This window comes from Luteipulveratus flavus (genome assembly GCF_029439465.1).
Classification (GTDB): domain Bacteria; phylum Actinomycetota; class Actinomycetes; order Actinomycetales; family Dermatophilaceae; genus Luteipulveratus; species Luteipulveratus flavus.
Window position 1 is genome coordinate 21103 of the sequence record NZ_JAROAV010000030.1, and the last position, 21008, is coordinate 42110.

Annotated in this window: 14 protein-coding genes; 8 read left to right on the forward strand and 6 right to left on the reverse strand. The window is 71.2% G+C overall.

What is annotated here, in order from left to right; genetic code table 11:
- The first annotated feature begins 6 nt into the window (after positions 1-6).
- The 3 genes from P4R38_RS11805 (at position 7) to P4R38_RS11815 (ending at position 3074) form a co-directional block, all read left to right on the forward strand.
- On the forward strand, positions 7-1017 hold the full coding sequence (locus P4R38_RS11805; protein WP_277192318.1) for an alpha/beta hydrolase: 1011 nt from the start codon (positions 7-9) through the stop codon (positions 1015-1017).
- Entirely contained in the window at positions 1014-1769 is a 756-nt protein-coding gene (locus tag P4R38_RS11810; RefSeq protein WP_275236612.1) for an esterase family protein, read from the forward strand. Before P4R38_RS11805 ends, P4R38_RS11810 begins: the two co-directional genes overlap by 4 nt.
- Positions 1770-1832: 63 nt before the next feature.
- On the forward strand, positions 1833-3074 hold the full coding sequence (locus P4R38_RS11815; protein WP_277192319.1) for an ATP-grasp domain-containing protein: 1242 nt from the start codon (positions 1833-1835) through the stop codon (positions 3072-3074).
- Between the two features lie 94 nt (positions 3075-3168).
- Here P4R38_RS11815 and P4R38_RS11820 read toward each other — a convergent pair whose 3' ends face one another.
- Positions 3169-4284: an IS30 family transposase gene (locus P4R38_RS11820; RefSeq protein ID WP_277192320.1), complete on the reverse strand. Its 1116-nt coding sequence runs from the start codon at positions 4282-4284 to the stop codon at positions 3169-3171.
- Between the two features lie 179 nt (positions 4285-4463).
- Here P4R38_RS11820 and P4R38_RS11825 point away from each other — a divergent pair, with 179 nt between their 5' ends.
- Positions 4464-5705, forward strand: coding sequence for an MFS transporter (locus P4R38_RS11825; RefSeq protein ID WP_277192321.1), 1242 nt, complete (start codon positions 4464-4466; stop codon positions 5703-5705).
- Between the two features lie 52 nt (positions 5706-5757).
- Positions 5758-7095 carry an HNH endonuclease signature motif containing protein gene (locus tag P4R38_RS11830; RefSeq protein ID WP_277192322.1) on the forward strand — a complete coding sequence of 446 codons (1338 nt, stop codon included), beginning with the start codon at positions 5758-5760 and terminating at the stop codon, positions 7093-7095.
- Between the two features lie 127 nt (positions 7096-7222).
- Here the strand turns inward: P4R38_RS11830 and P4R38_RS11835 are convergent, their stop codons facing one another.
- Genes P4R38_RS11835 through P4R38_RS11855 form a run of 5 tightly spaced genes read right to left on the reverse strand, consistent with a single transcriptional unit; the run spans position 7223 to position 17235 of the window.
- Positions 7223-7780 (reverse strand): nucleoside/nucleotide kinase family protein, encoded by a 558-nt coding sequence (locus P4R38_RS11835; protein WP_275236615.1) that lies wholly within the window; start codon positions 7778-7780, stop codon positions 7223-7225.
- Complete coding sequence (gene pgm / locus P4R38_RS11840; RefSeq protein WP_277192323.1) at positions 7777-9426, reverse strand: phosphoglucomutase (alpha-D-glucose-1,6-bisphosphate-dependent); 1650 nt, start codon at positions 9424-9426, stop codon at positions 7777-7779. Before pgm ends, P4R38_RS11835 begins: the two co-directional genes overlap by 4 nt.
- Positions 9423-13445 (reverse strand): 1,4-alpha-glucan branching protein GlgB, encoded by a 4023-nt coding sequence (gene glgB / locus P4R38_RS11845; protein ID WP_277192324.1) that lies wholly within the window; start codon positions 13443-13445, stop codon positions 9423-9425. Before glgB ends, pgm begins: the two co-directional genes overlap by 4 nt.
- 3 nt (positions 13446-13448) lie before the next feature.
- Positions 13449-15167, reverse strand: a complete 1719-nt coding sequence (gene treS, locus P4R38_RS11850; protein WP_275236618.1) for a maltose alpha-D-glucosyltransferase — start codon at positions 15165-15167, stop codon at positions 13449-13451.
- Between the two features lie 4 nt (positions 15168-15171).
- Positions 15172-17235: a maltotransferase domain-containing protein gene (locus P4R38_RS11855; RefSeq protein ID WP_409201256.1), complete on the reverse strand. Its 2064-nt coding sequence runs from the start codon at positions 17233-17235 to the stop codon at positions 15172-15174.
- Between the two features lie 53 nt (positions 17236-17288).
- Here P4R38_RS11855 and glgP point away from each other — a divergent pair, with 53 nt between their 5' ends.
- From glgP to P4R38_RS11870, 3 genes are all read left to right on the forward strand, one after another.
- Positions 17289-19883 (forward strand): alpha-glucan family phosphorylase, encoded by a 2595-nt coding sequence (gene glgP / locus P4R38_RS11860; protein ID WP_277192325.1) that lies wholly within the window; start codon positions 17289-17291, stop codon positions 19881-19883.
- A 76-nt stretch (positions 19884-19959) separates the two neighbouring features.
- Positions 19960-20430, forward strand: coding sequence for a GNAT family N-acetyltransferase (locus tag P4R38_RS11865; protein ID WP_277192326.1), 471 nt, complete (start codon positions 19960-19962; stop codon positions 20428-20430).
- Positions 20431-20456: 26 nt separating this feature from the next.
- On the forward strand, positions 20457-20822 hold the full coding sequence (locus P4R38_RS11870) for a hypothetical protein (RefSeq protein WP_277192327.1): 366 nt from the start codon (positions 20457-20459) through the stop codon (positions 20820-20822).
- Positions 20823-21008: the final 186 nt, after the last annotated feature.

The window sequence follows — 21008 nt, forward strand, 5'->3', positions numbered from 1 at the left end:
CCGCTGGTGCTGCTGCGCCTGCCCGATCCCGAGCGTCGATTCGCCACGGTCGAGCTCGACAGCCCCGGCCTGCGCGGGGAGTGTGAGTGGCGGGCGGGCGCGTGGCGCAGACGGATCGGGCGGCCACGCACGCAGCGCATCGAGTACCACTTCCGCGTCGTCGACCGTCGCGGTCGGGTCCGTCACCTGCTGGACCCGACCGCCACGTGCACCGTACGAACCTCGTTCGGCCCGCGATCGGTGTGGGAGGCCGGTCGTTACCGGGCACCGGACTGGCTGGACCAGCCCGGCGTCAGCGGCTCGATGACGCCGCTGGAGCTGCCCAGTGAGCTGGCCGTCCCCCTGCCGGTGATGGTCTGGGTCCCGCGCGGGCTGCGGTCGCACCAGCCGGCGCCGCTGCTGTGGTGCCACGACGGTCCGGAGTACGCCGAGCGGGCGGACCTGCTGCGTTGGGCCGCCTCTCACGTACGCGCACGTACCCTCCCGCCGTTCCGGCTGGTGCTGGCCCAACCCGTCCGACGCCTGCAGTGGTACGCCGCGTCACCCGGCTACCTGCGCTCGGTCGACCTCGCGCTCGAGGCGTTGCGGGAGCGGTACCGGGTCCGGGCGCCGCTGGCGTTCATGGGCGCCAGCCTGGGCGGCCTGACCTCGCTGCTGGTGGGGATGCGCCGCGACGACGTCGGCGCGGTGCTGGCGCAGTCCGGCTCGTTCTTCGATCCGCGGCTCGATGACCAGGAGAGCGACTTCGGCGGTTTCGGCCGCATCACCCGGGCCGTCGACGGCGTCCGGTCCGGGCGGTGGCGACGGGCCGGCGCGGGTCCGCAGGTCGCCCTCACCTGCGGGCGGCACGAGGAGAACTACGCCAACAACAAGGCGATGGCCAAGGCGCTGCGGCGGCGCCGGGTCCCCGTACGGCTCACCGACGTCGCCGACCTGCACAACTACACCGCGTGGCGCGATGCGCTCGATCCGATCTGGCCGAATCTCTTACGGGAGACCTGGACTGCGACAGGATGAGTGACGTGGACGGCCAGCGCGTGGACCTACCCGTTCCCGGTCGAGACGTCTCCCTGGGGGTGATCCGGCACGGGCACTTCGGGCGGCCGGTGCTGGTCTTCCCGAGCGAGGGCGGCCGGGCCGAGGACTTCGCGGCGCACGGCATGACCGACGCCGTGCGCGACCTGCTCGACCAGGGGCGGGTGTCCTTCTTCTGCGTCGACTCCGCCGACCAGCACACCTGGTCCGACAACAGCCTCACGACCGAGGAGCGCGCCCACGGCCACCAGGTCTACACGCGCTGGCTCGAGGAGTCGGTCCTGCCGTGGATCCACCAGCAGCTCGGCGGCCGGCAGGAGATCGCGACACTCGGGGTCTCGATGGGCGCCTACCACGCGGTCCACTTCGCCCTGACCCACGCCGACGTGGCGCCGCTGGCGATGGGCCTGTCCGGCAACTACGACGTCACCAGCTGGCACGGCTGGGGTGAGCGCGGCGAGGCGACGTACTTCGCCAACCCCACCGACTACGTCGCCGGCATGCACGGCGGCCACCTGGACTGGATCCGCTCGCGGGTGGGCGTGCTGCTCGTCGTCGGCCAGGGCGCGTTCGAGACGCATCCGACGGGCGCGCTGCCGTCCAGCCGCGCCTTCGCCGCGCTGCTGGGGAGCAAGGGCATCCCGCACCAGCTCGACCTGTGGGGCGAGGACGTCGCCCACGACTGGCCCTGGTGGCAGCGCCAGCTCGCCCATCATCTGCCGAGATTCTGCTGACGAGGTCGTCGTCCGGACGATCGCGCCGACAGTCGTCCTCGCGACGACGGAAAGGGGCCTCACGTGGCCGAGCACCTCATCGGTCTGCTGCTGGGAGCGGAGGAGGACTGGCCGCGCGCGTTCGAGGAGCTGTTGCGGCGCGTCGGTCCGGTCAGTGCCCCCGACGGGACGACGCACGAGCTGCGCAGCGAGCGACTCACCATCGAGCCGTTCAACCTGCGCGCCAAGCCGCGGACCGACCTGGTGATCGACCGCCTCGCCCACTGGTACTACCACCCGCGCGAGTGGCTGAAGAAAGCCGCGCTGATGGACGACGTGTACCTGCTGAACAGCCCTTTCACGTTCCAGTCGATGGAGAAGCACTCCGCGTACTGCGCGCTGATGCGGCTGGGCATGAACGTCCCCGAGACGGTCCTGGTGCCGTACAAGAACCCGGTCGACAACGTGCGCTGGGCGTACACCTCCAGCAAGTACAACCGCTCGTTCGACCTGGACTCCGTCGCGGCCGAGCTGGGCTACCCCATGTTCATGAAGCCGTTCGACGGCGGGGCGTGGCGCGGCGTCTCGATGATCGCCGACGAGTCCGCGCTGCACCGCGCGTACGACGAGTCCGACGAGATGCTGATGCACCTGCAGAAGGCCGTCGACGGGTTCGAGGTGTTCGCCCGCGCCCTCACGATCGGCCCCGAGACGATGGTGATGAAGTTCCGGCCGGACCAGCCGATGCACGACCGGTACGCCGTCTCGCACGACTTCCTCGACCCGGCGGTCGGGCAGGAGACCGTGACCATCGCCCAGACGGTGAACGCGTTCTTCCGGTGGGAGTTCAACTCCTGCGAGATGCTCGTCAAGGACGGCGTGGTCCACCCCATCGACTACGCCAACGCCTGCCCGGACGTCGCGCTCACCTCGCTGCACTACTACTTCCCCTGGGCGATCCGGTCGCTGCTGAAGTGGTCGATCTTCTGCACGGTGACCGGGCGCAAGGCGCGCACGCAGGTCGACCCGGACCCGTGGTTCGCGGTCGCCGACGACCCGTCCCTGTCGTACGAGGACAAGCTCGCGGCGTACCAGCGGCTCTCGGACGACCACTTCCAGACGCAGGAGTACCGCGAGTTCGTCGAGAAGGCGCTCCCGCACGTGGACGAGCTGGTGCTGGACTGGGTGCAGTCCGACGACTTCGACCGGCTGCTGGTCGAGACGGTGCAGTCGACGTACCCGGTCGCCGAGCACGAGCGGTTCCTCGGCCACTTCCGCGGGCTGACCGGCCTGTGGTCACGCGACGAGGCCGCCCGCCTCGGCTGACGAGCGCACCGAAGCCCCGCCGTACGGCACCCGCCGTACGGCCGCCACCTCGTCGGTCGAGTGCGCGTGTCCTGCTGGATGTGGACCCTTGGGTTCAGGGTGCTGTTGCAACGAGGAGTTCGTTGAGCTTCTCTGCTGGAGTCTGCCAGTGGTGGCGTTGGCGGGGTCGTCCGTTGAGCTGGATCGCGACGCGGTCGAGGTCGTCTTGGGTGTAGGTGCGGAAGTTGGTGCTGGTGCGGGGGAAGTACTGGCGCAGCAGCCCGTTGGTGTTCTCGTTGCTGCCGCGCTGCCAGGGTGAGTGCGGGTCGCAGAAGAACACCTGGCAGCCGGTGGCCAGGGTGAACCGGGCGTGCTCGGCCATCTCCGGGCCCTGGTCCCAGGTCAGTGAGCGGGCCAGGTGAGCTGGTAGCCGTCCCATCAGGCGGGTCAGGACGGTGATGACCTGCTCGCTGACTCGTGACTGGGGCAGGGCGCCGAGCATGACGTACCCGGTGGAGCGCTCCACCAGGGTCACGACCGCGCTGGAGCCGCGGGCACCGATGACCAGGTCACCTTCCCAGTGCCCGGGCACGGCCCGGTCGGCTACCTCGGCCGGGCGGGTGGAGATGTGCAGCCCCTCGATCCATGGCTTGCGTGATCGGGTCGCTGCTGCGCCGGTCCGGGACTGTGGCTTGCGTACCGTCCGCCCCGAGCGCAGCGCGACCTGGCGGCCCAGCTCAGCACGCAGGCTGCCACGTCCTTGGATGTAGATCGCCTGGTAGATCGTCTCGTGTGACACCCACATCTCCGGCCGGCTCGGGTACTGCGCACGCAACCAGTGTGCGACCTGCTGCGGCGACCACTGCTGACCCAGCAGTCCGGCGACGGTGTGCCACAGCGGTGGTAGCGGCCCACCCCACGGTGGGCGCAGCTTGCCGCCGTGACAGCGCCGGGCACGGACCCGGTACTTGTGCTGAGCCGTTCGGTGCTCGTACACCCACCGGTAGCACCCGCCCCGACGACCCGTCCCGACCGCGTGCCGCCCCGAGGGCGACCTCGCCCCGGAACCACCCATCCGCGCACCTCGGTAGGAGTTGTTGCGTCGCACCTCCCGCCACACCGTGCTCCGGTCCCGACCGATCACCGCAGCGATCTGCGGGAACGTCAGGTCCTGACCGAACAACACCTCGATCTGAGCACGCTCCGACAACGACAACCGCTTTCCAGGCATGAGCACATCCTTCGCCGTGCTCGTTGCAACAGCTCCCTGAAACCGCCACCGCAAAACCAGCAGGACACGCGCACTCGACCGGGATCACCGCCCGGACCGGCGGCGAAAGCTGGCGAGTGGCACAGGTATGCGTGTACTGGCGATCAACTTCTGCCGGAGGGGTTTCTTAGGGTGAGGTCGTGACGACGAGCGCGCCGCTGCGTGCGGACCCGGACTTCCGGCGCTACTGGGCTGCGCGGACGGTCTCGGTCGCCGGGTCGCTCGCGACCTTGGTCGCTCTGCCGGTCCTGGTCTACCGGCTGACCGGCTCGGCTGCGCTCACCGCGATCACGACCACGCTCGAGGCGGCGCCGTACCTGATCTTCGGGCTGTTCGCCGGCGCGATCGCCGACCGGCACGACCGGCAGCGCGTGATGGTCGCGGCCGACCTGGCGAACGCCGCCGTGATCTCGTCCGTACCCCTCGCCTGGTGGCTCGGGCACCTCACCGTGGTGCACGCGCTCGTCGTGGCGTTCACCGTGCAGAGCCTGTTCACCTTCTTCGACGGCGCCAACTTCGGCGCGCTGCCGGTCCTCGTCGGCAGCGAACGCATCGGCGCGGCGAACTCGGCGATCTTCGGTGTCGGCGGCGTGCTCGACCTGGTGATGCCCGCGAGCGTCGGCCTGCTGCTGGCGGTCTGGTCGCCCGCGACGATCCTCGCGCTGGACGCGGCCAGCTTCGTCGCCTCGGCCCTGCTGGTCCGCTCCATCGGCCGACCGCTGTCCGTACCGCGCGAGCACGCCGGGCCGCTGCGCCCGGCGGCGATCCTGCGTGACGTCCGCGAGGGTGTCGGCTTCCTGTGGCGCCACGTCGGCGTCCGGACGACGACGGCGGTCGGGACGCTGCAGTCGATCGCGGGCGCCGCGTTCATGTCGCTGGCGGTCGCGTTCTCCGACCGGGTGCTCGGGGTCGGCACGTCCGGCTGGCGGTTCGGGCTGCTGTACAGCGTGTGGGGGATCGGCGGCATCGTGGCCGCCGCGCTCGTCCCGCGGCTGCTCGGCGTCACCTCACCCGGGCGGCTCGTCGCGGCGGCGCTGCCGTTCTCCGGCGTCGCCGGGGTCGCGGTCGCGCTGTCGCCGAGCTGGGCCGCCGCCGTGACGGCGATGGTGGTCTGGGGCGTGGCGTACCAGGTCGTGCTGATCGCCTCGCTCACCTACCGCCAGCAGGTGACACCGGAGGCGATGCTGGGGCGCGTCAACATGGCCGGCCGGATGCTGTCCTGGGGCATCGGGTGGACCGCCGGCTCGCTCGGCGCGGGCGCACTCGCCCGCCTCGTCGATGTGCGTGCGGCGATGGTCGCGCTGACCTGCGCCGGTCTGGTCGCCGCGGCGCTCGCGTGGCTGTCGCCGTTGCGTCGGCAGCCGGACCCGGCGGCGGCCTGAGCCCGCCCACGCCGGCGTCGGGGCTGTCGGTGTTCGAATGTATGTTCGATTCATGGTCATCGAGACGTCCCCTGCTGCCGTGCCCGGCCGGGTGTCGGCAGTCGTGCGTGGAGCGCCGACGGCGTTGGGGGCGCTGTCCTCGGTCCTCTCCCGGGTGGATCACGCTGGTCTGTGGGCGTTGTCCGGCGCTGCGCTGGAGGAGCTGCTGGTCTCGGCGGCGGCGGTGCGTGCGGCGCTGGACCGGGTCGAGGTCGCCGCGGTTCGGGAGGGGCTGGCACGGGGGTTGCCTGCCGAGCACGGGTACGGCGCCGTCGACTGGGTACGACGGTGTCAGCAGCGCGCCGGTGGTGCGGCGGTGGCCGACCCGGCGCACGTCGCGCGGTTGCTGCGAGTCGCGGCGACCGCGGAGCGAGATGCGGCTCAGCAGGTGTGGCAGCAGTTCGCCACGGGCCATCTGTCGTTGGGCAAGGCCGACCAGGTGGCGCGGTTCGAGCGAGAGATGTCGCCGATCGTCTCTACTGACGATGCGCAGTCAGCGGTGGCGGACCTCGTCAGGGCAGCGAGCGACTCCGCTGACGGGACGGGGCTGACGCCGCGAGGGCTGCGGACGGCGATCCGGTATGCCGGTGAGCTGATGAAGCCCGAGCCCGCCCTCGACGCCGAGCACGATGCACGGGCGCGGGCTCGGTCGTTGGTGAAGCAGCCTGGCCCGGCGGGGCTGTGCGAGTACCGGTTGCTCCTCGATCCGGACGGGTCGGCGGTCGTGGACGCCGCGGTCGCGGCGTTGTCGGCCCCGGTTCCTGGGCCGCACGGCGAACCGGATCCACGCAGCGCGGCGTTGCGGCGGGCCGACGCCTTGGTCGAGGTCGTGCGTCGCGGCGTGTCCTCGCCCGGTGCGGCGCCGAAGACGTCCAAGGCACAGGTGGTCGTGACGATGACCCTGGGCGAGCTGCTCAGCCGGATGCCCGCTGCGCAGCCACAGGGTGCAGGGGTGACGGCCACCGGCGAGGTGCTGTCGGCGTCGGAGGTCCGCCGCCACGCCTGCGATGCGGGGATCGTCCCGATGGTCCTCGGTTCGGCCGGTGAGGTGCTGGACGTCGGTGCGCAGGTGCGGCTGTTCACCACGGCCCAGCGGCTGGCGCTGTGGCGTCGAGACCGCGGATGCAGCTACCCGGGATGCACGATCCCGGCCCAGTGGTGCGACGCACACCACGTCGTGTGGTGGTCCCGCGGGGGTCCCACCGACCTGTCGAACGCGGCACTGCTGTGCGGACGGCATCACACGGTGGTCCACCGCCGTGATCTGGCCGCGCAGGTGACGCCGACCGGCGTGGTGTGGGATCTGGTGCCCGGTTCCGGCGCCGGCCCGCCATGGCAAGCTGCCCGGTGAGTCGGTGAGTCGGTGAGTCGGTGAGTCGGTGAGTCGGTGAGGCGTGGTCGAGGCCCTCGCGGGCGCTCGGCGTCGATGGCGCGCGGCTAGCGACGCCTCGGCGCGCCGCGTGTGCCACGTACCCGCGTCAGGCCGGGGAGACCGGCGCCACCTCGGCCTCCGGCTGGCGCTTGAGGATCTCCAGCACCGTCTCGGCGACCGTCATGTGCGAGGTGTCCAGCCACAGGCCCGCGCGGCGCGTGCCGCTCTCGACCGACTCCCACAGCCCCTGGATCGTGAACCCGTCACGGTAGGCGTCGCCGCCGCGCTCCATGTCGCGCAGCCGGACGGTGTCCTGCGACGGGTGCAGCATCACCAGGTGCACGGTCTCCGGGGCGGCGAGCTCGAGGAAGTCCTCCAGGTAGTCGCCGAAGATGTTGTCCGCGATCACCGCGTCGAAGCCCGCGGTGCGGTACGTGTCCGCGAGCACCAGCGCGCCGACGTACCGGAACAGCAGCTGCTCGATGGCCTCCTGGCTGGCGGGCTCGCTCATCGGCTCACGGCCGCTGACCACGACGCTGCCCACCAGGTCCCCGTCGATGAAGACCGACCGGTTGAGGGTCCTGGCCAGAGCCGTCCCGATGGTCGTCTTGCCTGCTCCCTGGATGCCGGTGATGACGAACAGCCGGCCGCGCTCACTACTCATGCCTGCAGGGCCTGCGACACGACCTCGCGCGCCGCGGCCTGCACCTCCTTCAGGTGGTCCTCGCCGCGGAAGGACTCCGCGTAGATCTTGTAGACGTCCTCGGTACCCGACGGGCGCGCCGCGAACCACGCGCTCTCAGTGGTGACCTTGAGCCCGCCGATCGCGGCGTCGTTGCCCGGCGCCTGCGTCAGCTTGGCGGTGATCGCCTCATCCGCGAGCTCGGTCGCGGTGACGTCCTCGGCGCTCAGCGCGGCGAGCTTGGCCTTCTGCTCCCGGTCGGCCGGTGCGTCCACGCGGGCGTACGCGGGTGCGCCGTGCTCAGCGGCGAGCTCCGCGTAGTGCTCGGACGGAGAGCGGCCGGTCGCCGCGAGGATCTCCGAGGCGAGCAGGGCCAGGATGATGCCGTCCTTGTCGGTGGTCCACACCGTCCCGTCGTGGCGCAGGAAGGACGCGCCGGCGGACTCCTCGCCGCCGAATCCCACACTGCTGTCGAGGAGCCCGGGCACGAACCACTTGAATCCGACCGGGACCTCCCACAGCTCCTTGCCCAACCCGGCGGCGACGCGGTCGATCATCGAGGACGACACCAGGGTCTTGCCGATGCGTTCGGACGCCCAGCCCGGGCGGGCGCCGCCGTAGAGGTACTGGATGGCCACCGCGAGGTAGTGGTTGGGGTTCATCAGGCCGCCGTCCGGCGTGACGACGCCGTGCCGGTCGGAGTCGGCGTCGTTGCCGGTGGCGATCTGGAACTCGTCCTTGCGCGCGATCAGCGACGCCATCGCGCTGGGGGAGGAGCAGTCCATCCGGATCTTCTCGTCCCAGTCGAGCGTCATGAACCGCCACGTGGGGTCGACCTTGGGGTTCACGACCGTCAGGTCGAGACCGTGACGCTCGGCGATCTCACCCCAGTACGCGACGCTGGCGCCGCCCAGAGGGTCGGCGCCGATGCGGACGCCGGCATTCCGGATGCGTTGCACGTCAACGACGTTCGGCAGATCGTCGACGTACGTGCCGAGGAAGTCGTACGCCTGTGCGGCACCCCGGGCGCGGGCGTACGGCATGCGCTTGACGTCCTTCAGGCCCGCGCGTAGGTACGCGTTCGCCGTCGCGGCGATGACCTTGGTGGCGTCCGAGTCGGCAGGGCCACCGTGCGGGGGGTTGTACTTGAATCCACCGTCGCTCGGCGGGTTGTGCGACGGCGTCACCACGATGCCGTCGGCGAGCCCGGAACCCTTGGCGTCCAACGACTTCCCGCGGTTGGCGCGCAGGATCGCGTGCGACACCGCGGGAGTCGGGGTGTACCCGTCGCGGTCGTCGACCAGCACGGTGACGTCGTTGGCGGCGAGCACCTCCAGCGCCGACGCCCAGGCCGGCTCGGACAGGCCGTGGGTGTCGCGTCCGATGAACAGCGGCCCGTCGAAACCCTGGTCGCGCCGGTAGTCGACGATCGCCTGGGTCGTGGCGAGGATGTGGTGCTCGTTGAAGGCAGTTCGCAGCGACGAGCCCCGGTGGCCGGACGTGCCGAACGCGACCTGCTGGTCGACGTTCTCGGGGTCCGGCTGCTGGGTGTAGTACGCGGTCACCAGGTGAGCGACGTCGACCAGGTCGCGGTCCTGCGCCGGCTGCCCCGCACGACTCGTGCTCATCGCTTCTCCTCCGTGATCTCGGACATCCCGCCGGTCGAGCCGTTCATCCCGCCGGTCGAGGCGTTCGTCCCGCCGGTTGAGGCGTTCGTCCCGCCGGTTGAGCCGGGCGAGGCGCTAGCCGAGTCCGAGTCGAAACCTGGTGCGGTCCGGGGAGACTCGGCGTCCGCGGCTGCGGGGGTCTCGATACGACCTCCGCTAGCGCTCCGGTCCACTCGACCGGCGGAGCGAGCGGAGTCGACCTGGGTGTCGGGATCGTCGGGGACGAGCCAGACGGCGGAGAGCGGGCCGACGGTGACGCGTGCCGAAGCGGGCTGCCCGTCGGCCGGATCATCCGTCGCCTCGACGACGCCGAGGTTGCCGACCCCGCTGCCGCCGTACGACGCGGCGTCGGTGTTCAGCACCTCGCGCCACGCGCCGGCGAACGGGAGGCCGACCTGCATCGCGGTGTGCTCCGAGCCGCTGAAGTTCACGACCACCGCGACGACCGCGCGCTCGTCGTCCCGCGTCCGGCGCAGGAAGGAGAAGGTGTTCCGGGCGGCGTCGTCCGCCTGGATCCACTGGAAACCGCCGGGCTGGTGGTCCTGCTCCCACAGCGCCGCGTGCTCGCGGTAGACGCGGTTGAGGTCCTTGGTCAGCGCGTGCACGCCCCAGTGCGCCGGTTGGTCCAGCAGCCACCAGTCGAGGCTGCGGCCATCGGCCCACTCCGACTCCTGCGCGAACTCACATCCCATGAACAGCAGCTGCTTGCCGGGGTGGGCCCACATGTAGGCGAGGTACGCGCGCAGGTTCGCCAGCTGCTCCCACCGGTTGCCCGGCATCTTGCGCAGCAGCGACCCCTTGCCGTGGACCACCTCGTCGTGGCTGATCGGCAGCACGAAGTGCTCGCTCCACGCGTACGTGAGCCCGAACGTCAGCTTGTTGTGGTGGTACTGGCGGTAGACGGGCGACTTCGCCAGGTAGTCCAGCGAGTCGTGCATCCACCCCATGTTCCACTTGAACCCGAAGCCGAGGCCGCCCTGCGCGGTCGGCGCGCTGACACCCGGCCAGGAGGTGGACTCCTCGGCGATCGTCACGATGCCTGGAACCCGTTTGTACGCAGTGGCGTTCGTCTCCTGCAGCAGCTGGACCGCCTCGAGGTTCTCGCGACCACCGTCACGGTTGGGCACCCACTCGCCGGGGTTGCGCGAGTAGTCGAGGTAGAGCATCGAGGCGACGCCGTCGACGCGCAGCCCGTCGGCGTGGAACTCCTCCAGCCAGTAGATCGCGTTGGCCACCAGGAAGTTGCGGACCTGCGGCCGGCCGAAGTCGAAGATGTACGAGCCCCACTCGGGGTGCCACCCGCGCCGCGGGTCCGGGTGCTCGTACAGCGGTGTGCCGTCGAACCGCGCCAGCGCCCACTCATCGGTCGCGAAGTGACCCGGCACCCAGTCCAGGATCACGCCGATGCCGTTCTGGTGCAGCGTGTCCACGAGGTACTTGAAGTCGTCCGGGTCGCCGAGGCGGGAGTTCGGCGCGTAGTAGCTGGTCACGTGGTAGCCCCAGCTCGGCGGGTACGGGTGGTCCATCACCGGCATCAGCTCGACGTGGGTGAACCCGAGGTCCTTGACGTAGTTGACCAGGTGCTCGGCGAGGTCGCGGTAGCTCTGCCCTTGCCGCCACGAGGTGAGGTGCACCTCGTACACGCTCATCGGAGAGTTCGTCGCCGAGTGCTCGGCCCGCTCGCGCAGCCAGCCCTCGTCGCCCCACTCGTACGCCGACTCGGTCACCAGCGATGCGGTCTTCGGGGCGGTCTGGGCCAGCCGCGCCATGGGATCGGCCTTCTGCCGCCAGGCGCCGTCCGGTCCGAGGATCTCGAACTTGTAGTGCGTGCCCGCGTCGACGCCGGGGACGAAGATCTCCCAGATGCCGCTCGTACCGAGCACGCGCATCTGGTGACCGAGGCCCGACCAGCGGTTGAAGTCGCCGATGACGCGGACGGCGCGGGCGTTCGGCGCCCAGACCGCGAAGGACGTCCCGCGAACCGGGCCGGCGTCGGCCTCGTAGCTGCGCACGTGCGCGCCGAGCACCGTCCACAGCTGCTCGTGCCGGCCCTCGCCGATCAGGTGGATGTCGATCTCGCCGAGCGTGGGCAGGTAGCGGTACGGGTCGTCGGCGACGTGCTCGACACCGTCCTCGTAGGTCGTCACCACGGAGTACTCGGGGACCGCCTCGCCGGGGATCAGCGCGGTCCAGATGCCCTCGTGCTCGTGGGTGAGGTCCGTCTGCGTGCCGTCGGGGAGCCGGATCGCGACGGACGCCGCGAGCGGGCGCAGCACCCGGACGGTCACGCCGTCGCGTCCGGGGTGCCCGCCGAGGACGCCGTGCGGACCGCGATGCGTGCCGGCCACCAGCGCGGCGGCGTCGGAGGGGTCCAGCCGCTGCGGCCAGGGCATGCGGGACGACGCCGGACGGGCAGGGCTCACGGTCGTGCTCCTTCGTGGGGGACGAGGGGTGCGATCGGTCGGGGCGTGCTGGTCGGGGGAGAGACCGTTCGGGTCCCCGGGGTCGTCGCCGGCCGGGTGACCGTCCGGCAGGGTGCCGTCCTCCGGCAGGAGCCGGTCGATGGCCGAAGCCGGGATGCCGACCCAGTCGGGGCGGTGGCGGGTCTCGTAGACCAGCTCGTAGAGGGCCTTGTCCACCTCGAAGGCGTCCAGCAGCGGCTGGAGCGCGACGAGGTTCAGGCCGCTCCCGGCGGAGTAGCCCTCCAGGAAGGCGCTGCGGGCGGCGTGCGCCCAGGCAGTGCGGTCCGGGCCGCCGCCCTGCTGCACCGAGCCGGCGGCGTAGTCGAACGAGCGCAGCATGCCGGCGACGTCGCGCAGGACGCAGTCGGGCTGGACGCGCTCGTGCAGTGGCCGCAGCGGCTCGCCCTCGAAGTCCAGGACGATCCAGCCGCGACCGGGCACGTCCAGGACCTGGCCCAGGTGGTAGTCGCCGTGGATGCGTTGCAGGGCGGGCCAGCTCAGCCCGTCGAGGCGTTCCATCGTCTCCTCGACGCTCGCGCGGCGGCCCGCGAGCGAGGGCCGGACGGCGGCAGCCTGGGCGAACCGCAGCCGCATCCCTGAGGTGATGGCCGTGACCCGCCTGCTGTTGCCGGGCACGGTGGGGAGGGACCGGGCGAGCTGGGTGTGGATGGCCGCGGTCGCCTGCCCGAGCGCACGAGCGCGCTCGGTGAAGTCGGTGTCGTCCGTGGCCGCTGCGACCGCCTCGCGCCAGGCGTCCCGTACGCCGGGCAGGAACTCCTGCGCGAACGCGAGGTCGCCGTCGCGGGGCGGGCCCTGCCGCTCCTCGTCGCGCCAGGTGCCGCTGAGCGAGCCGAGCATCGCCGGAACCTGGGTGCTGCCCGCCGCGGACAGCACGGCCTGCACCTCGACGTCGGGGTTGCTGCCCTCGTGCAGGACCCGGAACACCTTGCAGATCAGCTGCTGCGCCGTGCCGTCCAGCTCGACGTCGCCGATGATCGAGGTGTTCGACTGCTCGCCCGAGAGGACGCGGCTGCGCGCGAGGGAGAGGCTCATCGGCTCGGTGGTGCCGTGCCGCGGCGTCTGCCGACCGACGACCCCACTGCCGCGGACGGTCGCGCTCACCGCGCCGTCGGACCGCTTCGCTTCGACGTCGGCGGCGACGATGGTGCGCAGCAGCTCGGCGGCGTACACCGGGTCGTGGCAGCCGTCGTACACGTAGCGGGTCCCGAGGACGGAGTGCTCGGCGGTGCCGATCAGCGCCGCCTGCGCCCCGGCCAGCGGAGCCGCGCGGTAGGTGAGCGGCACCTGGTAGACGACCGGGACGGTGCCGGACTCGTCGGCGACGATCAGCGTCTCGACACCGACCTCGCCCTCGGGGTCGTCGAACCGGAAGCTGCTCAGCCGCCGCAGCTGCGGCGTCCGGCCTCGGCTCGTGTACCAGCGCTGGTCACTGATCCAGCCGCTGACGAGGTCCAGCTTGGACGGCTCGATCGTCGCGTCGGGGTGGACGAGCGCCATGGGTCAGCCCTCCTGGCCGGTGTCCAGCGCGAGCCAGAAGAAGTCCCGTGAGCCCAGCGTCAGCGTGATGCGGCCGTCGCCGGACACCTGACCGAAGCCGGTGCCGCCGAACAGGTCCCGCACCGCCGCCCCGGCGAACCGCTCCGGCAGCTCGATGGTGGTCGCCTGCGGCCGGCTGGACATGTTGTTGACGCACAGCACGTCACGGGTCTGCACACCCTGGTCGGCCGCATCGTCCTCGGCGACCGAACGGGTGAACGCCAGGACCGCGTCGTTGTCGGCGGGACAGGCCACGAAGTCGCCCAGCCCGAAGACGGGGTACCGCGCTCGGACGGCGAGCATCCCGCGGACCCAGTGCAGCAACGAGGAGCTGGACGCCATCTGCGCCTCGACGTTCACGCTGTTGTAGTGGTAGACGAGGCTGGAGATCACCGGCAGGTAGAGCTTGCCCGGGTCGGCGGTCGAGAAGCCCGAGTTGCGGTCGGGGGACCACTGCATCGGGGTACGGACGGCGTCGCGGTCCTCGAGCCAGATGTTGTCGCCCATGCCGATCTCGTCGCCGTAGTAGAGGCACGGTGAGCCCGGCAGCGAGAGCAGCAGCGCGTGCGCGAGCTCCACCTCGGCGCGGGAGTTGTCCAGCAGCGGCGCGAGCCGGCGCCGGATGCCGACGTTCGCGCGCATCCGCGGGTCCGGGGCGTACCAGCCGTACATCGCCGCGCGCTCCTCGGGCGTGACCATCTCCAGGGTCAGCTCGTCGTGGTTGCGCAGGAAGGTGCCCCACTGGGTGCCCGGCGGGATGTCCGGGGTCTCGGCGAGGACGTCGATGACCGGCGCGGCCTTCTCCTCGCGCAGCGCGTAGTACAGCCGCGGCATCACCGGGAAGTGGAAGCACATGTGGCACTCCGGTGCCTCCGCGGTGCCGAAGTAGTCGACCACCTCGTGCGGCATCTGGTTGGCCTCGGCCAGCAGGATGCGTCCGGGGTACTCCGCGTCGACCTTGGCCCGCAGCTCGGCCAGCAGCTCGTGCGTGCGCGGGTGGTTCTCGCCGTTGTGGCCGTCCTCCTCGAACAGGTACGGCACCGCGTCCAGTCGGAACCCGTCGATGCCGAGGTCCAGCCAGAAGCGCATGACGTCGAACATCGCCTCCTTCACCGCGGGGTTCTCGAAGTTGAGGTCCGGCTGGTGGGAGAAGAAGCGGTGCCAGAAGAACTGCCGCCGCACCGGGTCGAACGTCCAGTTCGACACCTCGGTGTCGATGAAGATGATGCGCGCGTCCGGGTAGCGCTCGTCGGTGTCGGACCAGACGTAGAAGTCGCCGTACGGGCCCTCGGGGTCCGAGCGGGACGCCTGGAACCACGGGTGCTGGTCGCTGGTGTGGTTCATGACCAGGTCGGTGATGATCCGGATGCCCCGCGCGTGCGCCTGCGTCACCAGCTCGGTGAACTCCGGCAGCGTCCCGAACTCCGGGAGCACCGCGGTGTAGTCGGCGATGTCGTACCCGCCGTCGCGCAGGGGAGAGGCGTAGAACGGCGGCAGCCAGAGGCAGTCGATGCCCAGCCACTGCAGGTAGTCCAGCCGCTGCATGAGGCCGGAGAAGTCGCCCGACCCGGAGCCGGTGGAGTCACCGAAGCCCCGGACGAGCACCTCGTAGAAGACGGCCTTGCGGAACCATTGCGGGTCGTGCTTCAGGCCGGGCTGCTGAAGGTTGAGGCCTTGCACCATCGGGTCAGGACCTCCTCACGTGGACGATGTGGACGGGTTCGCTGTCACGGCCCAGCCTGACCCAGTTGTGCTCACCCCACTGCCAGGGGGTGTCCGTGATCAGGTCGTGAGCCGTGAACCGCTCGCCCGGCTCGAGCCCGAGCGCCTCCATGTCGAGGTGGACCCAGGAGTCGCGGGTGCTGTGCGGGTCGGTCGTGGCGATGACGATGACCACGTCGTCCGTGCCGTCGGCGAGGGTGCGCCGCTTGGAGAACGCCAGCATGGCGTCGTCGTCGATCGTGTGGAAGTGCAGGTTGCGCAGCCAGTGCAGCGCCGGGTGCTCGCGCCGGATGCGGTTGAGCGTGGTGAGGTACGGGGCCAGGCTCTCGTCGTACCGCGGACCGCCCGGCTCGAAGTCGGGCCAGTGCCGGTCCTTGTACTCGTACTTCTCGTTGTCGATCTGCTCCTCGGCGCCCGGACGCGCGACGTTCTCCATCAGCTCGTAGCCGGCGTAGATGCCGTAGGTGGGCACGAGCGTCGCGGCCAGCGCCGCCCGCAGCCGCCACGCGGTCGGTCCGCCGAACTGCATGTACGGGGTGAGGATGTCGTGCGTCGTCGGCCAGAACGAGGGCCGCATGTACGCGGCGGTGTCGCCGGCGAGGTCCTCGCAGTACTCCTGCAGCTCCTCGGCCTCGTTGCGCCAGGCGTAGTAGGTGTAGCTCTGCTGGAAGCCGACCTTGGCGAGGGTGTGCATCATCGCCGGCTTGGTGAACGCCTCGGCCAGCCAGATCACCTCAGGATGCGACGCAGCCACATCACTGATCAGCCACTGCCAGAACTCCACCGGCTTGGTGTGGGGGTTGTCGACCCGGAAGATCTTCACGCCGTGGTCGATCCACACCTGCACGACGCGCCGGACCTCGGCGTAGATGCCCTCGGGGTCGTTGTCGAAGTTGAGCGGGTAGATGTCCTGGTACTTCTTCGGCGGGTTCTCCGCGTACGCGATCGAGCCGTCCGCCCGGGTGGTGAACCACTCCGGGTGCTCGCTCACCCACGGGTGGTCGGGCGCGCACTGCAGCGCCAGGTCCAGGGCCACCTCCAGGCCGAGCCGCTCGGACTCCGCGACGAACGCGTCGAAGTCGTCCCAGTCCCCGAGATCAGGGTGGAGCGCATCGTGGCCGCCGTCCTTGCTGCCGATGGCGTACGGCGAGCCCGGGTCCTTCGGGCCGGCGTCGAGCGTGTTGTTCGGGCCCTTGCGGTTGACCTCGCCGATCGGGTGGACCGGCGTGAGGTAAACCACGTCGAAACCCATCTGCGCGATCGCGGGCAGGCGGCGCATCGCCGTGCGGAACGTGCCGCTGACCCAGTCACCGGTCTCGGGGTCGCGGTGCGCCCCCTCGGACCGGGGGAAGATCTCGTACCAGGCGCCGGTGAGCGCGCGCTCGCGCTCGACCAGCCAGGGGTACGTCGGGCTCGGGCTGACCAGCTCGCGCAGCGGCTGGTGGTCCAGCACGCAGCGCACGTCGTCGGACAGGCCGGCGGCGAGCCGCTGCTGCGGCGGCTGCGCCGAGTCGCGCAGACCGCGGGCGGCGTCCACGAGCACGTCGCGCGCGTCGTGGTCGAGGCGCAGCTCGGTGGCCGCGCGCTCGAGCAGCCGCGCACCCTCCTCGAGCATCAGCTCGGTGTCCACGTCCGCGGCGACCTTGATGGCGACGTCGTGCGACCACGTGCCGTACGGGTCGGACCACCCCTCGACACGGAAGGACCACCGGCCCGGCCGGTCGGCGCTCGTCTGAGCGGTCCACAGGTCGAGACCGGGGTTCACGCACGTCATCGGGACGTGCTCGCGGTGGCCGTCCGGACCGGTCACGACAAGGGTCGCGCTGACCGCGTCGTGGCCCTCCCGGAAGACGGTCGCGCTGAACGTGATGTCTTCGCGCACAACGGATCTCGCCGGGAAGTCGCCGGCGTCGACCGCCGGGCGCACACCGGTGACCGGGATGCGTCCGACAGGGCGGTCGGCAGGTTGGCCCCGCTCGGCGGCGGGGAGGGTCGTGGCTCTCGGGGGCAGGCGGTGCTGGAGCGTCACGGGGGCGACGCTACCCGCTGAACGGAGGACGTGCGGACCCTTACCATCGCGGGGTGAAGGCCATCCGTCGATTCCACGTCCGTACCGTCCTGCCAGAGCCCCTGGCGCCGCTCGGAACGCTCGCGTCCAACCTGCGGTGGTCCTGGCACAGTCGCACCCGCGACCTGTTCAGGGACATCGACCGCAGACAGTGGGAAGCGGTCTCGCACGACCCGGTCGCTCTGCTCGCGTCGCTGTCCGCGCACGAGCTGGACGCCCTGAGTCGGGACGAGGCCTTCGTCGCGCGGGTGCGCGAGGCGGCCGAGGGGCTGCAGCGCTACCTGGAGGCGCCGCAGTGGTTCCAGTCCTGGACCGAGCAGGCCCACGGGCCGGCCGCGATCGCGTACTTCAGCGCCGAGTTCGGCATCACCTCGGTGCTGCCGCAGTACTCCGGCGGCCTCGGCATCCTGGCCGGCGACCACCTCAAGTCCGCCTCCGACCTCGGCGTGCCGATCGTCGGCATCGGCCTGTTCTACAAGACCGGGTACTTCAGCCAGTCCCTGTCCGGCGACGGCTGGCAGCAGGAGACCTACCCCGTCCTGGACCCCGACAACCTGCCGCTGTCCCTCGTCCGCGAGGCCGACGGCACCCCCGCGCTGGTCAGCCTGCGCCTGCCCGAGGGCCGCGTGCTGCGCGCCCACATCTGGAAGGCGCAGGTCGGTCGCGTCCCGCTGCTGCTGCTGGACTCCGACGTCGACGGCAACGACGACGCCGCCCGCGACCTCACCAACCGGCTGTACGGCGGCGGCGGCGACCACCGCCTCCAGCAGGAGATGCTCCTCGGCATCGGCGGCGTCCGGGCCCTGCGCATCTGGTCGCGGCTGACCGACGCGCCGGAGCCGGAGGTCTACCACTGCAACGAGGGCCACGCCGGCCTCCTCGGCCTGGAGCGCATCAGCGAGCTCGTCACCCAGCGCGGCCTGACCTTCGACGAGGCGCTGGAAGCCGTGCGCGCCGGGACCGTGTTCACCACCCACACGCCCGTCCCGGCGGGCATCGACCGGTTCGGCGTCGACCAGGTCCGACGGTTCCTCGGCGGCGACTGCGGCCTGCCCGGCGTCCCGGTCGAGAGCGTGCTGCCGCTCGGTGCCGAGGACTACGACGGCGGCGCGGCCGGGGTGTTCAACATGGCCGTCATGGGACTGCGCCTCGCCCAGCGCGCGAACGGCGTCTCCCAGCTGCACGGCAAGGTGAGCCGCGGCATGTTCGACGGGCTCTGGCCGGGCTTCGACGACGACGAGGTCCCGATCACCAGCATCACCAACGGGGTCCACGCGCCGACCTGGATGGACCCGCGGGTCGTCGAGCTCGCGCAGCGGTACGTCGGCGGCGAGAACGTCCGGCACGCCGACGGCTGGGACCACGTCGCCAGCATCCCCAGCGAGGAGATCTGGCACCTCAAGCGGCAGCTGCGGGCGCAGCTCGTCGAGGACGTCCGCGGCCGGGTCCACGACGCGTGGGTGGCCCGCGGCGCCTCCGAGGCCGAGCTCGGCTGGACCCAGGAGATCCTCGACCCCGACGTCCTCACCATCGGCTTCGCCCGGCGCGTCCCCACGTACAAGCGGCTCACGCTCATGCTGCGCGACCCGGCCCGGCTGCGCCGTCTGCTGCTGGATCCCGACCGCCCCGTGCAGCTGGTCATCGCGGGCAAGGCCCACCCGGCCGACGACACGGGCAAGAAGCTCATCCAGCAGATGGTGCAGTTCGCCGACGACCCCAAGATCCGGCACCGCATCGTGTTCCTGCCGAACTACGACATCGCCATGGCCCAGCAGCTCTATCCCGGCTGCGACGTGTGGCTGAACAACCCGCTGCGCCCGTTCGAGGCGTGCGGCACCTCCGGCATGAAGGCCGCCCTCAACGGCGGGCTCAACCTGTCCATCCTGGACGGCTGGTGGGACGAGTGGTTCGACGGCCAGAACGGCTGGGCCATCCCGACCGCCGACCAGTCCAGCAGCGCCGCCGGCGCGGTGATGGACGAGGACCGGCGCGACGACCTGGAGTCGGCCGCGCTCTACGACCTCATCGAGAGCCACGTCCGCGCGCTGTTCTACGACCGGGACGCCGAGGGCCTGCCGCAGCGGTGGATGTCGATGGTCTCCCACACGCTGGGCACGCTCGGCCCGAAGGTGCTCGCGACCCGGATGGTGCGCGACTACGTCACCCAGCTGTACGCGCCCGCCGCGCTCGCGTCCCGGGCCCGGTCCGCCGACTCCTACGCGCAGGCCCGCGAGCTCGCCTCGTACGAGCACTCCGCCCGCAGCGCGTTCGGTGAGATCCGGGTCGACCACGTCGACTCCGAGGGCGTCAGGGACACCCCGCAGGTCGGCGACCGCATCCGGGTCAAGGCCGACGTCTGGCTCGGGTCCCTGTCGGCCGACGCCGTCCAGGTGCAGGTCGTGTACGGCCGCGCCTCCGAGAGCGACGAGCTGAGCGAGGTGCAGTCGGCCCCGCTCACGCACGTCGAGGCGTACGACGGCTCGCGGCACCGGTTCGAGGGCGAGGTGGTGCTCTCGCGCACCGGCGCGTTCGGGTACACCGTGCGCGTCCTGCCCCGTCACGAGGGCCTCGCCTCGGCGGCCGAGCTCGGCCTCGTCGTCAACGCCTAGCCCCCGGGCAGCACAGCGCCCGGACGCGGTCGGAACTCGCTCGCGTCCGGGCCGCTGCCTTCGTAGAGTCCGCCGCGTGACCCGCCGACCCCTCCCGCTGATCCGCACCGCCGACGACTCGGACGCCTCTCGCATCGCGGACATCCACGTCCGGACGCGCGCGGCGACCATGCCGTACCTGCCTGCTCAGACCCGTACCCGGGACGAGGTGGTCGCCTGGGTGACCGAGGTCGTCCTGCCGGCAGGACCGGTGTGGGTGGCCGAGCAGGACCACGAGGTCTGCGGCTACGCGGCGGTGAAGGGCGACCTGCTCGACGCCCTCTACGTCCTGCCGGAGATGCTGGGGCGTGGCATCGGCGCCGCCCTGCTCGACCAGGTCCAGCGCGCCGCAACCGGTCCGGTGCGGCTGTTCGTCTTCGAGCAGAACGTCGGCGCCCGCCGGTTCTACGAGCGCCACGGCTTCGTGGTCACTCAGCGCGGCGACGGGACGGGCAACATTGAAGGACTGCCCGACCTCACCATGCGGTGGGTCCGCGAGCGGGTCTGAGGCCGTCCGGCTCCTACGATGTGGCGGTGCTCGCGCCGCTCACCGCCGCCCTCGTCGTCGTCCTCGTCCTGCTCGCAGCGCTCACCGCGCTCGCGACCGTACGAGGACGGCAGATCGACAACCCGACCTTCTACGTCGCCTGCGCCGCGGAGCTGCTGATCGTCGTCCAGCTGGTCGTCGGCATCGTCCGGAGCGGCGACGGCGCGGCGGGGATGTCTGCCGCCCTCTTCATCGCCTACCTCGCCGGACTGGTCGCCGTGCTGCCGATCGCGGGCTTCTGGGCGGTCGCCGAGCGCGAGTCCCGGTGGGGGACCGGCGTGCTCCTCGCGGCCACCCTCGGGCTCCTGGTCATGGTCGCCCGACTGGTGCAGATCTGGAACGGCCACGGGTGACAGCGAATTCGGCCATCACCGCAGGTCAGGAACGTGTGCGTGGGGTTGGCCGAACCGGCGGCCGGGAGCCGCTATGCTGCTTGGGCTGCCCGGGCCGTCCCGTCCGGGCACTACGTCGCTGCGAGGTCTGAGCTCAGTGCGACGGACGGCCCGCGGGGGCGGCCGGACGTCGTGGATGGTGCCTTG

Bases quoted from the DNA above. Each gene is read 5' to 3' on its own strand.
- pgm (WP_277192323.1), bottom strand. From the start codon at position 9,426: ATGAGCACGAGTCGTGCGGGGCAGCCGGCGCAGGACCGCGACCTGGTC.
- P4R38_RS11820 (WP_277192320.1), bottom strand. From the start codon at position 4,284: ATGCCTGGAAAGCGGTTGTCGTTGTCGGAGCGTGCTCAGATCGAGGTG.
- treS (WP_275236618.1), bottom strand. From the start codon at position 15,167: ATGGTGCAAGGCCTCAACCTTCAGCAGCCCGGCCTGAAGCACGACCCG.
- glgB (WP_277192324.1), bottom strand. From the start codon at position 13,445: ATGGCGCTCGTCCACCCCGACGCGACGATCGAGCCGTCCAAGCTGGAC.
- P4R38_RS11835 (WP_275236615.1), bottom strand. From the start codon at position 7,780: ATGAGTAGTGAGCGCGGCCGGCTGTTCGTCATCACCGGCATCCAGGGA.
- P4R38_RS11830 (WP_277192322.1), top strand. From the start codon at position 5,758: ATGGTCATCGAGACGTCCCCTGCTGCCGTGCCCGGCCGGGTGTCGGCA.
- P4R38_RS11810 (WP_275236612.1), top strand. From the start codon at position 1,014: ATGAGTGACGTGGACGGCCAGCGCGTGGACCTACCCGTTCCCGGTCGA.